This window comes from Colwellia sp. BRX10-9 (assembly GCF_014077405.1).
In the GTDB taxonomy this organism is placed as follows: domain Bacteria; phylum Pseudomonadota; class Gammaproteobacteria; order Enterobacterales; family Alteromonadaceae; genus Colwellia_A.
Genome location: NZ_JACGVV010000006.1, coordinates 163,406 through 179,524 on the forward strand (window position 1 = coordinate 163,406; position 16,119 = coordinate 179,524).

13 protein-coding genes are annotated in these 16,119 nt (G+C 37.1%); 7 read left to right on the forward strand and 6 right to left on the reverse strand.

All coding sequences use genetic code 11. The annotated features are described in order from the left end of the window. Positions 1-448 precede the first annotated feature (448 nt). The 3 genes from H4J69_RS05930 (at position 449) to H4J69_RS05940 (ending at position 3,304) form a co-directional block, all read left to right on the forward strand. Complete coding sequence (locus H4J69_RS05930) at positions 449-1,558, forward strand: 3-deoxy-7-phosphoheptulonate synthase (RefSeq protein ID WP_182244224.1); 1,110 nt, start codon at positions 449-451, stop codon at positions 1,556-1,558. A 31-nt stretch (positions 1,559-1,589) separates the two neighbouring features. Further along, complete coding sequence (gene tyrA / locus H4J69_RS05935; protein ID WP_259364806.1) at positions 1,590-2,741, forward strand: bifunctional chorismate mutase/prephenate dehydrogenase; 1,152 nt, start codon at positions 1,590-1,592, stop codon at positions 2,739-2,741. Between the two features lie 74 nt (positions 2,742-2,815). Next, positions 2,816-3,304, forward strand: a complete 489-nt coding sequence (locus H4J69_RS05940; RefSeq protein ID WP_182213387.1) for a thioredoxin family protein — start codon at positions 2,816-2,818, stop codon at positions 3,302-3,304. Positions 3,305-3,462: 158 nt separating this feature from the next. Here the strand turns inward: H4J69_RS05940 and barA are convergent, their stop codons facing one another. Beyond that, entirely contained in the window at positions 3,463-6,288 is a 2,826-nt protein-coding gene (gene barA / locus H4J69_RS05945; RefSeq protein ID WP_182213389.1) for a two-component sensor histidine kinase BarA, read from the reverse strand. A 96-nt stretch (positions 6,289-6,384) separates the two neighbouring features. On the opposite strand from barA, the gene rlmD reads away from it, so the two are divergent. Genes rlmD through H4J69_RS05965 form a run of 4 tightly spaced genes read left to right on the forward strand, consistent with a single transcriptional unit; the run spans position 6,385 to position 11,607 of the window. Then, positions 6,385-7,707, forward strand: coding sequence for a 23S rRNA (uracil(1939)-C(5))-methyltransferase RlmD (gene rlmD, locus H4J69_RS05950; protein WP_182213391.1), 1,323 nt, complete (start codon positions 6,385-6,387; stop codon positions 7,705-7,707). Positions 7,708-7,745: 38 nt separating this feature from the next. Continuing rightward, positions 7,746-9,953, forward strand: a complete 2,208-nt coding sequence (gene relA, locus H4J69_RS05955) for a GTP diphosphokinase (protein ID WP_182213392.1) — start codon at positions 7,746-7,748, stop codon at positions 9,951-9,953. 35 nt (positions 9,954-9,988) lie between these two features. Further along, on the forward strand, positions 9,989-10,807 hold the full coding sequence (gene mazG, locus H4J69_RS05960) for a nucleoside triphosphate pyrophosphohydrolase (RefSeq protein ID WP_182213394.1): 819 nt from the start codon (positions 9,989-9,991) through the stop codon (positions 10,805-10,807). Continuing rightward, positions 10,804-11,607, forward strand: a complete 804-nt coding sequence (locus H4J69_RS05965) for an enoyl-CoA hydratase-related protein (protein WP_182221109.1) — start codon at positions 10,804-10,806, stop codon at positions 11,605-11,607. The genes mazG and H4J69_RS05965 overlap by 4 nt, the downstream gene beginning before the upstream one ends. 113 nt (positions 11,608-11,720) lie before the next feature. Here the strand turns inward: H4J69_RS05965 and H4J69_RS05970 are convergent, their stop codons facing one another. The 5 genes from H4J69_RS05970 to H4J69_RS05990 all read right to left on the reverse strand — a co-directional run bounded on the left by H4J69_RS05970 (position 11,721) and on the right by H4J69_RS05990 (position 15,553). Beyond that, the gene (locus H4J69_RS05970; protein WP_070374723.1) at positions 11,721-12,449 is read right to left on the reverse strand and encodes a YebC/PmpR family DNA-binding transcriptional regulator; all 729 of its coding nucleotides are present in this window, start codon (positions 12,447-12,449) and stop codon (positions 11,721-11,723) included. Positions 12,450-12,747: 298 nt separating this feature from the next. Further along, positions 12,748-13,677: a PDC sensor domain-containing protein gene (locus H4J69_RS05975; RefSeq protein WP_182213396.1), complete on the reverse strand. Its 930-nt coding sequence runs from the start codon at positions 13,675-13,677 to the stop codon at positions 12,748-12,750. 177 nt (positions 13,678-13,854) lie between these two features. Continuing rightward, on the reverse strand, positions 13,855-13,992 hold the full coding sequence (locus H4J69_RS05980) for a hypothetical protein (RefSeq protein ID WP_182244222.1): 138 nt from the start codon (positions 13,990-13,992) through the stop codon (positions 13,855-13,857). A 35-nt stretch (positions 13,993-14,027) separates the two neighbouring features. Then, on the reverse strand, positions 14,028-14,546 hold the full coding sequence (locus tag H4J69_RS05985; RefSeq protein ID WP_070374721.1) for a hypothetical protein: 519 nt from the start codon (positions 14,544-14,546) through the stop codon (positions 14,028-14,030). 125 nt (positions 14,547-14,671) lie between these two features. After that, positions 14,672-15,553: a LysR family transcriptional regulator gene (locus H4J69_RS05990; protein WP_231907471.1), complete on the reverse strand. Its 882-nt coding sequence runs from the start codon at positions 15,551-15,553 to the stop codon at positions 14,672-14,674. Between the last annotated feature and the right edge of the window lie 566 nt (positions 15,554-16,119).

Genomic DNA, 16,119 nt, shown 5'->3' on the forward strand with positions numbered 1-16,119 from the left:
TTATTGGCGGGAAAATGGCTTGAATACGTGCACTGATCTCGTCAATAGAACATGCTGCAAAAGGCCATGCTCGACTCACCCTTGGACGCTTCGCTCTGCATTCTAAATAGCCACAGTTGTGAACAGTTACCTTCTTTGCCGTCTCGGTAAATGCTCCTACGTTACTCTACTTCCTATGTCCATTTAGTCACGACACCACGTTATACCGTTCACCCTGAACATAACCTAGAATAAAAACACTAAAACTACTGTACCTTCAAAAAAAACCCCTGTAAGATATTGTGTACAAACAGAGTAAATAATTCTTTACGATATAGCGATTAGCGGAACTATTATGAAAAACCAACAACATCGATATTATTACTAGCCCTTCTTTTGCTAAGTCATACTTAGTTCTTTTGTTCTATATTTACTTTAATAAACAATCTTGCGATAAATGGAAAATACAATGTCTAACTCATTACCGAACGTTCAACCTAGTAAAGGTCCTCACATAAAAACCCTTAACGATATTCATGTCAATTCAGAAGATGTATTAATAACGCCTGATCAATTAAGAGATGAACTCCCCTTGTCAGAAAGTGGACGTAATTTCGTTAAAGCTGCCCGCAAGGTGATCGCTGACATTATTCATAAAAAAGATCATCGCTTACTCGTTATTTCAGGTCCTTGTTCTGTGCATGATCTCGAGGCCGCTAAAGAATATGCCCAAAAGTTAAAAGCCTTACATGATGAGCATCAAGACAGTCTTTATATTGTTATGCGTGTTTACTTTGAAAAGCCTCGCACCACCGTTGGATGGAAAGGTTTAATAAACGATCCTCATATGGATGGTACCTTTGATGTTGAAACCGGTTTGCGTAAAGCTCGAGAATTATTGATTTACTTAACTGATTTAGGTTTGCCATTAGCCACCGAAGCGCTTGACCCCATTAGCCCACAATACTTGGCTGAACTTTTTAGCTGGTCGGCGATTGGTGCCAGAACAACTGAGTCGCAAACACATAGAGAAATGGCGTCAGGTCTTTCTATGCCTATTGGTTTTAAAAATGGCACCAATGGTAGTCTAGATGTAGCTATTAATGCTTTGCAGTCAGCAGCGTCTTCACATCGCTTTATGGGGATAAACCGTCAAGGACAAGTATCATTGATTAAAACCTCTGGAAACCCTGATGGTCATGTTATTTTACGTGGTGGTAAGAAACCTAATTACGATGCTGCTAATGTTGCGTTATGTGAGAAAGAATTGAGTGTACAAGGTTTAGAGCCTGGTATTGTTATCGATTGTTCGCACGGTAATTCAAATAAAGATTACCGTCGCCAGCCATTGGTGGCAGAAAATGTATTTGACCAAATAATTGAAGGTAATAAATCAATTATTGGTATAATGTTAGAAAGTCATATAAATGCAGGTAACCAAAGCACTAATGGCCCGAAAGAGTCATTAAAGTATGGTGTTTCAGTCACTGATGCGTGTATTGATTTTAATGATACGGCACTTTTATTAGCAAATGCGACCGATAAACTTAATGATGTTTTAAAGAAGCGTTTATCTTAAATCAGTATGAAGGCGAGTACGCGAAACGTAAATGAGTAAATTAATGGATAAGAAAAGTATTGCTCCTCAGTTAACTGCATTGAGAAATGAGATTGATGAGATAGATACTCAATTAGTCGAGCTATTAGCCAAGCGCCGCAGAGTTACCACTAAAGTGGGAGAGCTAAAAAGCCGAGTTGGTATGCCCATTTATGCGCCTGACCGAGAAGCTCAATTACTGACTATGCGACGTCAACAGGCGATGGAGGCAGGCGTGTCTCCAGAATTAATTGAAGATATTTTAAGACGGCTAATGAGTGACTCTTACATCAGTCAAGATGCGAGTGGCTATCAATGTGTCAATACAGAGAGTGGTAAAATAGTTGTTATCGGTGGTAACGGACAGTTAGGTAAAGTGTTTGTTGATTTATTTGAGCGCTCTGGTTACCAGGTAGCCGTTCTTGAACAAGATGACTGGCCAAATAGTGACAATATCCTTGCCCAAGCCGGTGTCGTTATTGTTGCTGTACCTATTCGCTTAACATCAATGATCATTCAAAAGCTTTCTTGTTTACCCAAAACATGTATTTTAGCTGATGTGACTAGCGTAAAAGAAATGCCACTTTATGAAATGATGAAAGTTCATCAAGGACCGGTTGTTGGTTTACACCCAATGTTTGGACCTGATGTGTCAGGGTTAATCAAACAAACAATTATTACTTGCGAAGGGCGTTTACCCGAGCAATATAATTGGTTGCTGAAACAATTTCAGGTTTGGGGAGCAAAGATTTATCCCGTCGATGCGTCGGCGCACGATCAAGCAATGTCTATGGTACAAGTTATGAGACATTTTTCAACAATAGCCTACGGTTATCACTTAATGACTGAAGGGGCTGACATTTCTCAACTTGTTGAAATGAGTTCGCCTATTTATCGTTTAGAGTTAATTATGGTTGGTCGTTTATTTGCTCAAGATCCTGTGCTTTATACTGATATCATTTTTTCAAATCAAGATAATGTCGCGATGATGAAACGTTTCGCTTATCGGTTTCTAGAGTTGTTAGAAGATGTTGAAATGGGTGATAAAGATGCTTTTGTTACCATGTTTAGCCAAGTCTCCGATTGGTTTGGTGATTATGCTGATATCTTTTTACAAGAAAGCAAAGTCATGTTATTAAAAGCTAACGAATTAAAAAAACATTAAACATTACCGTGCTACTAAAAAATTGCTAAACAGCTAGGTTGCAGTCGCACGGATATAACATAAGCAGAGTCGCAATGATAAAAGTCCTACTCACAGTATTCACTATAGCTTTTTGCCATCTATTGTCATTATCAGTTCACGCGGAGGATAATAATGGCTTTGCCTTAGGTGTGATCAGTGAAGCTAGATTGTTGAGTGACTTTAGTGCTTTTAATAAAAACTTCAATGAGTCTTTAATTACTGAGCAAGAAAAAGAAATTGTTGCGCAGTGGCCTGAATCGTTAAAAATAGACATTTATTTTGCGACTTGGTGTCATGACAGTGAACGTGAAGTGCCTAAACTACTTAAATTACTGCAAGGCAATAAGCAAATTAGTGCCACACTTATTGCACTCGATTACCAAAAAGAAGACCCACAGCAATTAGCCAAAGAAAATAATGTCAAATACACGCCAACTATCGTTGTTTATCGAGATGAAAGTAAAACCGAAGAGCTGGGGCGAATTATTGAAAGGCCCAATACTAGTTTAGTTGCCGATATTAATCAGCTGTTACTTGATTAGCCTTTGAATATTCATAGCCTTTCAGGTCCTGCTATCAGCTTTAACCTGGTCACCTTTACCGAAGCGCTAACGCCTATATTTAACCTTAAGTAAGTCATTGAGCCAATAACCCTAGCGGTGTCACTTTTTTTTAAAGCTAAATAATCATCAAATAATTATTAGTGCTCAATGTTAGGCTTTTTATTAAAAACTTCTGGTGCTTGATTAATGACATTATCAATGTGTTCAAAGAATTCAAAAAATTCAGGTTCTAAGTCATCGATAGTGACACCACTTTTCAGTTCTGTTTCTATCTGATGAACAACACGTCCTAGGCTGGGTACACCCGAGTAACAGCAAGCACCGTTAAGCTTATGAATAAGTACTTTTAATTGCTCAACATCTTGCGAGGTCAATGCTTCAGAAATATTCAGTTTTGTTTCAGGCAGGCTTTGCACTAAACCTTTAAACATCTCTTTGGCAAGTTCTTCTTTATTGCCTGCTCGTTTTAATGCTAAAGGCCAGTCAATTACTTGATGGTTTCGTCGGTGCATAATCGTTGCGTTGTTAGTATCAAAAGCTTGTTGATTTAAATCTGTGTTATCGATATTTTTATTTTTCATTGTTTTAATATTTTGTGGCTGTGTTAAATCACAATATTCATAAATACAGTGACGTAACATAGCTTCGTCAATAGGCTTAGTCATATAAGAGTCAAAGCCCAGTTTCAACAGTTTATCTTTTTCTTCTTTAAGGGCATGGGCGGTTACTGCGATCACGGGAGTATTGTCATTAAAAGTGATTGCTTTAATGCTTTTTAGCGCGGAGATGCCATCCATTATCGGCATTTGAATATCCATGAATATCATTGCAAATTTTTCATGTTTACAAATATCTACCGCTTCTTGGCCATTGACGACAGTAGTAACCTCATTGACTTGTTCGAGTAAAAGTTCATTAATAAGCTTTAAATTGGCTTCATTATCGTCAACCGCCAAAATTTTAACTGGAATTTTATTATCTTCTGACGTTGATCTCACGATATCTAGCAGGTGATTTCTCGGTAACAGTACCTTATTTAATCGCTCTGGCGTAATGGGTTTACTTAAACAGCTTTTCGCTCCACAAGCGATCAATGCTTCCTGTAAATTTGGCGAGTTACTGTTAATCGCTAAATGAATTTGAGTCACGTTTTTTGAGAGTGTGACGATAAGCTCTTTTAGCTCAACTAATGCTGTCGGCGTTATATCATGACTTATTAGAGCAAAATCAAAATGTACCTTTTCATTCAATAAATCGTTAACTTGTACTAAGTTTTGGACCGGATGAACAGCCAAGTTCCAATCGGTAAGAATTTCGCTGGTCGCAATACGGCTATGCGTATGAGGTTCAAAATAAAGAACACTTTTACCTGCTAACTCATGATTATCAAAAATATTATCAATAGAGATAGGATTTACTTCACAACGAAAAGTAAACCAAAATGTTGAACCTTGACCTTGCTCGGTAGAAAAACCCATATTGCCGTTCATTTCAGTGACTAAGCGTTGAGAAATAACTAAGCCTAATCCTGTGCCACCATAAAGTCGCGTAACACTTTTATCAGCTTGACCAAAAGCCTCAAAAATAGTTTTCTGTTGCTCATGGTTCATACCAATACCAGTATCTTTAATTGTTACTTTTAAAACCGCAATATTATTTTCAATGCGTTCGCTGTCGACATCAATATCAACAGAACCTTTGTCAGTGAATTTCATGGCGTTGCTGGTCAGGTTGATCAATACCTGCTTAATTCGCATAGCATCACCAATGAGAGCATCAGGTAATTGCGGATTAACACGTAAAGATAACTCAATATTTTTCTTATGAGATGTTGGCGCAAGCAATGTTAATGTTTCCTCGACCGCTGCTCGCATCGAGAAAGGAATGTTTTCGATAACCATTTTTCCAGCGTCTAATTTCGAAAAATCTAAAATATCATTAATAATGGCTAACAAGTTAGCTGAGGATCGCTCTATGGTTTGTAAATAATCGCGCTGGGTAATAGTCAGCGGTGTCTTTAATACCTGGCGAGTAAAACCAATAACACCATTAAGTGGTGTGCGCAGTTCGTGACTCATATTGGCTAAAAATTCTGATTTAACTTTATTCGCTTCTTGTGCTTTTCGTTTAGCGATATCAAGTTCAACGTTTTGTATTTCAAATTGCTCTAAACTTTCTCGTAAATCGGTCGTGGCTTGATCTATGCTGCCTTGCATTTCTTCTTGGTAATCACCTAATGATTGTGCCATCGCATTGACACCGTTTTTCAAAAAGTTTAATTCACCAATTAATTGTCCTGTGACTCGACTCTCTAGTTTTCCTTCTCTAATACGATCAACGGCAAGTACCATAGCGTCTATTGGACGCGTAAAGTTTTTAATCAATCGATAAGAGAAAAATGCACTAAAAACACTGCCAAGCAAGACAATAAGAAAAGAAAATAGCATCTGGTCTTGTTGTTTTAAACGTATATTACTGCTGTCAATCTGCATAGCAATATAGCCAATATTATCTTGAGACATTGAGCGAGTTGCCTCATTTATCAAAGTTTCATTAATAATAGGACTATGAAAAATAAAATCATCACCATTTTTAGAGAAAATAGTGCTGTTGGGAATAACTTGCCCTGCTTTTAGACGTAATAAATTGGCGTCACCGTGGTAAGAGCTGGTGACAAAAACTTGGTTATCTTTAGTAAAAACAGCAATACTTTTGATAATTGATGATTGACTGCGATGGGTGAAATTCATCAGATTACGCAGTTGAACACGATCTTTGTTTAACATACCTAAAGAGCTAGCAATTGCTAGGGGTTCAATAATACTTTGAGAGCGCTGCGTTAAAAACGTATTTAATTCGTCATAACGGCTATATGAAAAATAGCTAGCTATCGAGAAAGCGATCAAAGTGGTTGGCACTATGGTAAGTAAAATTACCCAATCTTTCAGACTTATTTTATGCATTATCTGCTGAACTTTAGTGTAAAATCATGACATTGAATAACCTTATCATGGCATATCGTCATATAAATTTATAGCACTTAACAGGTATATTTCGTTATGGCGAATTTTTTTAAAGCAACAGCTAAAAAACAAGAACTAGGTCAAGAAGTTAGTATCAAGGTTACTCGTCTTGATATTAACGGCTGTGGCGTAGGTTTACACAATAAAAAGCCTATATTTATTGATGGTGCTTTACCTGATGAAGTTGTAAAAGTGAAGGTTATTGAACAAAAAAACAAATATAGTCGTGGCAAGTTAATTGACGTATCCGTTGCTAATAAACGGCGTGTTGCCGCTAAGTGCCAGCACTTTCTCAGTTGTGGCGGCTGTGATTTACAGCATTTAGCCATTAGTACTCAGCTTGATTTTAAGCAGCAGAAGGTCAGTGATTTATTTTCGCGAAGCAACCACGAGCAGTCACTTCCTTGGCAAGCGCCTATCGTCAGCCAGCCTTGGCATTATCGCCGCAAGGCGCGTATTGGTGTGCAGTATAATAAAGCAGGCCAAGCCATTATTGGTTTTAGACAACGGGGCAGCAATCAGCTGATTAATATTAAAAGTTGCCCTGTACTTATCGAGCCGGTAAATAATATCTTTTTACCCTTAAGAACATTACTAAAAAAATTATCAGGTAAAAATGCTATCGGTCATATTGAAGTTATTGCCACAGAAAAAGTGACGGTAGTCGTGCGCCAGTTAGAGCCGCTGACCAAGCAAGATAAAAGTCACTGGCAAGCATTCAGTGATGATTTTTCTTGTGATGTTCTCTTTGACTTAGGTAAAGAGGTAGTAACGCTCGATAAAGCGACTTTAACTAGTTTGCACTATAGTTTAGCTGACAATATTGTTATTTCTTTTAGTAGCGACAACTTTATTCAGGTTAACCACCAAGTTAATAAAAGCATGATAAATCAAGCCATTCAATGGTTAAACTTGACCGAGCAAGATATTGTTTTAGATTTATTTTGTGGTTTAGGTAATTTTAGCTTACCAATAGCTAAAAAAGTTGCGCAAGTTGTAGGTATTGAAGGTGTTGAACTTATGGTCAGCAACGCGCATAAAAACGCTTTGCAAAATGGTTTAAGTAATTGTGAGTTTTATCAAGCTGACTTAAATAGTCATTGGAAAGAGGAAGCTTGGGCAAATAAAAAATATACTAAGCTGCTATTAGATCCCGCGCGTGCTGGCGCTTATCAAGCGTTACAACAATTAGTACATTTAAATATTAATAGCGTGCTATATGTCAGTTGTGATCCGGCAACCTTAGCCAAAGATAGTGAATTATTGCTAGCACAGGGTTATCGCATTGAAAAAATATCCTTAATGGATATGTTTTCTCAAACAAAGCATATTGAGACTATGGTATTGTTTGTGAAGTAGACATTCATTTTTTTTCTAAAATTTAGTAGGTTATTTTTATGGTTTCGGTACGTAAATCTCATCAAATATCGGAAATAAATTTTGAGCAATGGTTAAGTTCATTGGAGCTTAGTGAACAAAAAAATCAAGCACTTGAAAAGCTTTGGCAGCAAGTCAGTGATTTTTATGTTGACCAGCAAGAATGCCAGACTAAGTCTTTAGAGATGGTTGAGATCCTCGCCAGTTTGAATTTAGATCGCGATTCTTTATGTGCTGCATTTTTACTGCCGTTATATGAATACCAATGCATATCATTAGAATATATAGAAGAAAACTTTTCTAAGAAAATTCTAAATTTATGTAATGGCGTTAGCCAAATGCAAGCGATAAAGACATTACAGCAAGGCCAGTCTAATCAAGTGTCGGCCAATCAAGTTGATAATATTCGTAAGATGTTAGTTGCCATGGTTGACGATGTTCGTGCTGTTGTTATTAAACTTGCCGAGCGAGTCTGTTACTTAAGGCTGGTAAAAAATGCCGATGAAGAAACGCGAGTTTTAGCTGCCAAAGAAACCGCCAATATTTATGCACCTCTCGCTAATAGACTAGGCATTGGTCAATTAAAATGGGAGCTTGAAGATATTTCCTTTCGCTACCTTCATCCCAAGGTGTACAAAAATATAGCCCAACAATTAGATGAAAAACGCTTAGACCGTGAACAATATATGGCTAATTTTGTGAGTAATCTTAGTGGGCAATTACAAGATTTAAATATTGCCGGTGAAGTGTATGGTCGGCCCAAGCATATTTTTAGCATTTGGAAAAAAATGCAGCAAAAATCGCTTGGTTTTGAACAACTTTTTGATGTTAGAGCCGTGAGGGTTGTTGTTGATAAACTTCAAGATTGTTATGGCGCATTAGGTATAGTTCATACCAGTTGGCAGCATTTACCTAACGAATTTGATGATTATGTCGCCACACCAAAACCTAATGGTTATCAATCGATTCATACGGTTGTATTAGGTCCAGAAGGCAAATCAGTAGAAGTACAAATAAGAACTCAGCAAATGCACGATGATGCAGAAATGGGTGTTGCGGCTCATTGGCGTTATAAAGAAGGCAGCACTGGCAGTAAGAACACGGATAAAAAAACTGGTTTTGATGAAAAAGTTAGCTGGCTAAGAAAAATTTTACAATGGCAAGATGACGTCAGCGAAAGTGGCGATTTACTCGATGAATTACGTAGTCAGGTCTTTGAAGACCGTATTTATGTATTTACACCTAACGGCGATGTTATTGATTTACCTGCTGGCTCTACACCTTTAGATTTTGCTTACTATATTCATTCAAATGTAGGTCATTGTTGCATCGGCGCGAAAGTCTCTGGACGGATTGTACCTTTTACTTACCGCTTAAAAACAGGCGATCAAGTCGAAGTGTTAACCAGTAAAACACCTAATCCAAGTCGTGATTGGTTAAACCCTAATCTGCATTATACCCATGCACCTAGAACACGGTCAAAAATTCAACATTTTTTTAGATTACTCGACCGTGATAAACATATTGCCATAGGTAAAGAACAGTTAGAGACAGAATTATCTAAAATCGATTTGACCGAGACTGATTTAATGTCAGCGAGTAGGCGCTTTAATATAAAATCGATTGATGATTTATATGCAGCTATTGGCTCAGGTAATGCCCGTTTAATGCAAGTGATTAATCATTTGCAATATCATGACGAGAAAAACAAACCACCGGTAGATCTTGACCCACAAAGTTTGGTCAAACCTCAACAGGCACAACAAAAATCTCAAACCGATGCTAATGGCATTACGGTATCGGGTGTCGGTAATTTATTAACGCATATGGCAAAATGTTGTCATCCGGTGCCAGGCGATGATATTGCTGGCTTTATTACTCAGGGACGGGGTATCTCGGTGCATCGCAATGATTGTGACCAATTAGCGAATTCGTTAGTTCAGCAACCTGAACGAGAAGTAGAAGTACAATGGGGTGAGCAGAATCAACAGAGCTATCTAGCAACAGTGAAAGTTATAGCGAGTGACCGTCAAGGTTTAGTGCGTGATATTTCTACGATTGTTTCCAATGAACGGGTCAGTATTGTTGGCATGGAAAGCCGTTCTGATCCAAGCAAGCAAACAGTCGCTATGTTGTTAAATATTGAAATTCCAAATAATGAAATATTAGGACGTTTAATTGGCAAATTACTTCAACTTGATGATGTATTAGAAGTTAAGCGACTCTAGTTGTATTTTATCTACCTTATGGAAAATGTATTAATATGTTAACTGAACAAGCCTCAATGAATAAGCTACGTTGGATCATGACCGAGTTACGCGACCCTAAAACAGGGTGCCCGTGGGATATCAAGCAAGACTTTGCTTCGATAGTACCGCATACCATTGAAGAAGCCTACGAAGTTGCTGATGCGGTCATTGACGCTGTTGAACAGCAAGACTTCTCAGAATTAGAAAAAGAATTAGGTGACTTGTTATTTCAGATTGTTTTCTATAGTCAGCTCGGGCAAGAACAAAAACAATTTGATTTTGACAGTGTCGTCGCGGCCATTTGTGAGAAACTCATTCGTCGACACCCTCATGTCTTTGGCGATAAAAATCTAACATCTGATGCAGAGATTAATGCCAATTGGGAAAATGAAAAAGCGCAAGAAAGACAACAAAAAAACCTCAACGAACACATCAGTATTTTAGCCGATATTCCGCGAAATTTACCCGCACTTTCTCAAGCCGCTAAAATTCAAAAACGCTGCGCACATGCTGGTTTTGACTGGCATAACATTGAAGATGTCTTTGCTAAGGTTGTCGAAGAAGTCGAAGAAGTTCATCTTGAAATTGAGCAAAATAATCCGCAAGCGCTCGCTGAAGAATTAGGTGACTTAATGTTTGCCGTTGTCAATCTTTGTCGCCATGCCAAACAAGACCCTGAGCAGTTATTACGCCAAGCAAATCAGAAATTTACAAAACGGTTTCATGGTGTTGAAAAACAAGTGGCAAGCTCTGGCGTAGAATTTGAACAACATTCGCTAGAAAAACTTGAAGAATATTGGCAACAAGTCAAACTTGATGAGAAACAACGATGAAAGAAAATCTTCCCCAATTAGCCGACTGTCTACTCGCACTAGATAATAATATTGCTACGCTAACCTTTAATCGCCATGACGTACGTAATGCGCTAACAAGTACCGCAATTGCTGATGATATTGTTACCACCGTCGAGTGGGTTAATAAAACGGCTGATGTGGCTGTGCTGATTATTACCGGTGCCGGCTCTGCGTTTTCATCGGGGGGAAATATTAAAGATATGGCTGAACGTGGTGGTGATTTTGCTGGTGATGTACAAGAACTTGAAGCTCGTTATCGTCAAGGAATTCAGCGCATTCCACTAGCATTACATAAATGTGAAGTCCCTATTATTGCTGCTGTTAATGGTGCAGCAATCGGTGCCGGTTTCGATGTTGCTAATATGTGTGATATCCGAATAGCCTCAACAAAAGCTAAGTTTGGCGAAACATTTGCTAATTTAGGTCTTATTCCAGGGGATGGTGGTGCATGGTTTATGCAGCGAGTTATTGGTTATCAAAAAGCCGCGGAGTTAACTTTTACAGGCAGAATAATTAATGCCGATGAAGCGAAAGAAATGGGGGTGGTGTTAAATGTTGTTGATGCTGAGTGTTTAATGGATAACGTTATGGCTTTAGCAAATGATATTGCCAGTAAACCAACGGCGGCAATGCGTTTAACTAAGCGGTTAATGAAAATGGCACAACGTACCGACTTACCAGACTTTCTTGATATTTGTGCGGTATTTCAAGGAATGTGTCATAACAACCCTGAGCATTTAGACGCGGTAAACGTGATGATGGAAAAGCTGGCTAAATAAAGGAGCGTTCCCCTTTAACACCGATGTGAACAGCATATAAGGTTGATACATATTGATATAGTAGAAAACAGGATGTCTGATAACAGACATCCTGGACTTAATACTGTTGCAAATTACGACTCTGCAATATCGGCATTATGATAAACGTTTTGTACATCATCACAATCATCTAACATAGCGATAAATTTCTCGAAATTTGCTGTGTCATCTTCACCGGTAATTTCAGTGTAGGTTTGCGGTACCCAAGTGATTTCTTCAACTTCTAAATCAAACTCTGGCATTGAATTAGCAAATTCAGTTTTTATTTTGAAAAACTCAGTATGTGGTGCATAAACAGTAATGATACCGTCTTCAAGTTCAACATCTGTTACATCAATGTCAGCCATCATTAAGGTTTCTAATACAGTTTCATCATCTTCGCCTTGAAAAGCAAAGACAGCTTGATGATTAAACATATGAGAAACGGTGCCCGATGAACCAATTTTAGAATAGGTCTTGGTAAAACATTGGCGAACATCTTTAATCGTTCTATTACCGTTATCCGTTAAACAATCAATAATAACCATACAGTTACCTGGACCAAAACCTTCATACCTTGCGGCAACAAAATCTTCGCCTCCAGCGCCTGATGCTTTCTTTATTGCATTTTCAATGACGTGAGTAGGTACTTGATCTTTTTTAGCTCTATCGATTAAGCCACGTAGTGTTAGGTTACCATCTGGGTCAACACCGCCTTCTTTGGCACTTACATAAATTGCTTTACCGTATTTTGAATAAACTTTAGTTTTTGCGCCTGCTGTTTTCGCCATTGATAATTTGCGATTTTGGTATGCTCTGCCCATCTGAATGCATCTCGTCGTTCTTAATAAATTGATGGGCTAGATTCTACCCGCTGAAGTCAATTTTGACTAGCCTGTAGTGAATTAATCATCGATATTTTTATTTTGAACGCCATTAAATCATAGCTAAGGGACTTGAACTCTTGGTTAATTAGTGGAGCAAAATATTGCTAAAGATAAACTGACATGATTTTAGTAAAACCTTAAATAACTTCTGTCAGTAATAACAGTGAATATTGTCAGCCATTTAAATGAAATAGACACTAAGGTAATCTTTTTTTATTATCTTCATTGGAAAGTGTTATTTTTTTAGTAGTGTTTCTGCTTTTGCGCCAAGGTAAACATATAGGCCTAAACCAACAAGTAGGCCAACTGAAGTAGCCATCATAGCAACAGCATTAACTAAATATTCAGGGGAGCCAAGTACTGACTTAAACATTAGCAATAAAGCTTCTATTGAAACGGCAATTAAGATAGTGGCAATAAATCGAGTTATTGTTCGTCTTGTTGAACTATGGCGTAATATATCTTTTTGCATTAACACTTCTTCTTCTATCGTTGTTTTGCCTAAGTCGAAAATGGCCAGTGCTAAGGTCAGAAAAATAATAATACCAAAAGGTTTTATTTGTAGATCTTCAGGGGTTGGTGAGAGTAATAAATTAACTATTTCGCTACCGGCAGAATATAAAAGAATACCGACAATAAAGAATAGTCCAACGACAATACATGAATAGACACTGACGAAAAAAGGATGGAATTTTTTTCTTTTTACATCCCCCATTAAAAATTCAATGGCTTGAGCTAAGTTAATATCAATCACCAATACACCAATAACATCACCATTTTTATTAGCATATTTCATTGATGTAGAAATACATAGATTATGGCTAGAGGTTGATAAATAAGGCTCAGTAACAATGATGGTATTATTTTTATCTGCCTTTATATAATAGGGGCGATAAGAGCGGTCTATCCCAAGGCCTTCGGCAATACTTTTATTTATATTATTCTTCTTAGAAATATTTTTACTACTTTGAACGCCATCGCTATCTAAAGTGAACATCAACTCAATAAAAGGGTAATGTTTAGTTAGCCAGAGCATTGAAGTTTGTAGCAGGGTTTCGTCTTTAAAAAAGTTTTCATCAAAGGCTCCTGCGACGATTGACGCCATAAGTTCATGAATAGCATTGTGATATTCATGATATCTATCTATTACACTTATATAATTCATTAAACTCTACTTTGATGATAAATATTATTTAGGGGGGAGTAGCAAGTTGAATAGGGTTAACCTACAGGTGTTTATATTATGAATAAGCTGGGTGGGAAAGTAGCAACGCCATTGATATCCTGAAATATTTAGCGATTTCTGCTTGCGCTGCTACCGTTTATTAAATAAGCCATTCATTTACCTTGGTTGTCGAATTTCGTTAAAATTTTGGCTATTCTCTGTTTCTTCAATATCCCACTGACTCACAGGTAAGTGCTTGATGTTAATGAGTAAACTGGTAAAAGATGAAATACTATTTAGCATGCGTTTGATCATGATATATCTCCTGAAATCTAGTGTTAAGTTATTGATTAATCTGCAATCAGTGGTGAGGTTTCTGAAAGTGATGCCAATCGATATGCTTTTTGCTTGATAATTTTTAAGTTACCTAACGTAATTGTGTTTTCATCAATTAATATCGCTTGGTTTAAATCAGCTAGGGCACCGCTAATATCATTGTTTTTGTACCTTGAAATACCACGATTACTGTAACTTAATGACTTAAGGTAAAGTCCAATGGTGTTATTTAAGTTCATGGCTTCAATACTGTCGATTGCTGCGGTACATGCTAACTCTGACTGTTCTGCATTATCAGCTTGCAAATAGGCAACACATAAACTCATATGGCTGTTATACGAACTTTCATCTTGATGGCGTTTGGTGAGTTTCTTAATGCTTTTATTAAAATTGCCTTTAACAATATCTTGAGTACCTCTGGCATCTTTAACTACCGCAACTTTTAATGCGGTGTCACTTTCAAAAGCTGATACAGGGTTACTTACTAGTAAAGTTATCAATAATGGGGTTAATAAAGCTAATGTAGTTTTCATTTTTTTTCTCTCTATTTAAAAGCGCATCCGGTTGATGCAGGTCTACTATAGAAATTTTCATTTCTCGAGACAAACGATTAAAATCGACGTATTGAGTGAATAAATTTCATCTATCATTGGCATCGTTATTCGTTGTTATTGGCGAAGGTTTCTTTAACCCAGTCAGCAAATAAAGTTAGCTCAGTTTTATTTTCCATATTTTCATGTTGGATCAAATAGTATTTGTCATTGGTATTGAGTTCTTCATCGAAGAGTTTTACTAATAACTGTTCAGTAAACCATGTTTTACTGATCGGAAGAGGCACTAATGCTATGCCCATTCCTTGTTGAGCCGCTCGTGCAACGCCAAACATACTGTCAAACTGTATAATTTGTTTTGGATCAAAATCATTAATATTGACGTTGTCGGCCCATTGATGCCATGACCAAGGACGAGAGCGGTGTAAAATCAGTGGGGTATTTCTTAATGCCGAAGTCCCCATGCTTTTAAGTTTTTTATAAAGTTTTTTATTACAAGCTGGGGTATAACGCACAGGGAATAATTCATGAACAATACTCGCATTTGGCTTGCCATTCGCCAATACTATCGATAAATCAGCAATTTGTGAGGGTTCACTGCCTGATTTTATCGTTTCTAATTGTAAGTTTATTTCTGGATTTTTTTCAGACCATGTACTTAACTGGGGAATAAATAACTCACTGGCAAAAAACTCAGGCAAACTAATGACAATAGTTTTATTTTGTTGATTATGAGTGAACTCCGAAATTGTTGATTCAAGCTGATGAATTATCGGTTGAATAGATTGATAAAACTGTTTCCCTGAACTGGTTAGCTCTATTGAACGTGTTCCTCTTTTAAAGAGGTCAAAACCTAATTGTTCCTCTAGCTGTTTTATTTGATGGCTAACCGCTGAAGGTGTTAAAAACAATTGTGCGGCAGCATGTTTGAAGCTTAAACATTTTGAAGCCACGCAGAATGACCGTAAACCACGGATGGGTGTTTGAATAGGCATGTGAGTAAAATAAATTGATGAAGACAAATAGTAATAGCAATAGTTATACCGAAGTGTAACTAGTTGATATTATTATTAATACTGATTTTATAAGGTGGCCGTTTTTTTTGGTTTGCACCATATTGGTTCATTTGCACTATAAGAACAATCTGCTTATAGAATTATAAGCAGAAAAAAAGGACATCAATGATGTCCTTAAATGTAGCAGTTTAGCAATACAAACAGGTGTTTTTAAAGAATCTATAAATTATTATTAGAGCGACTCAACAAACAACTGCATCGTAAATTTATTTATTAGGCACAGCAAACGAGATAAATTCATTCGATGGATCAATATTTTTCACCTATAAAATTAAATGGGAATAAATCATGCTATTAAAAAGGTATTTTTTACCAATCAACATAGTGTAATCAAGGGCGTTGTAAAATTATTAGCAAGTGTCAGTATTCAGTATAATTGAGATCAATAATGCTCATTCATTAGAAATTTATTCGCTAGGCACAGTAAGTAAGATCCATTTTATAAAAGTCAGCTTATTTAATCGCCTAGCTAAAAAAAG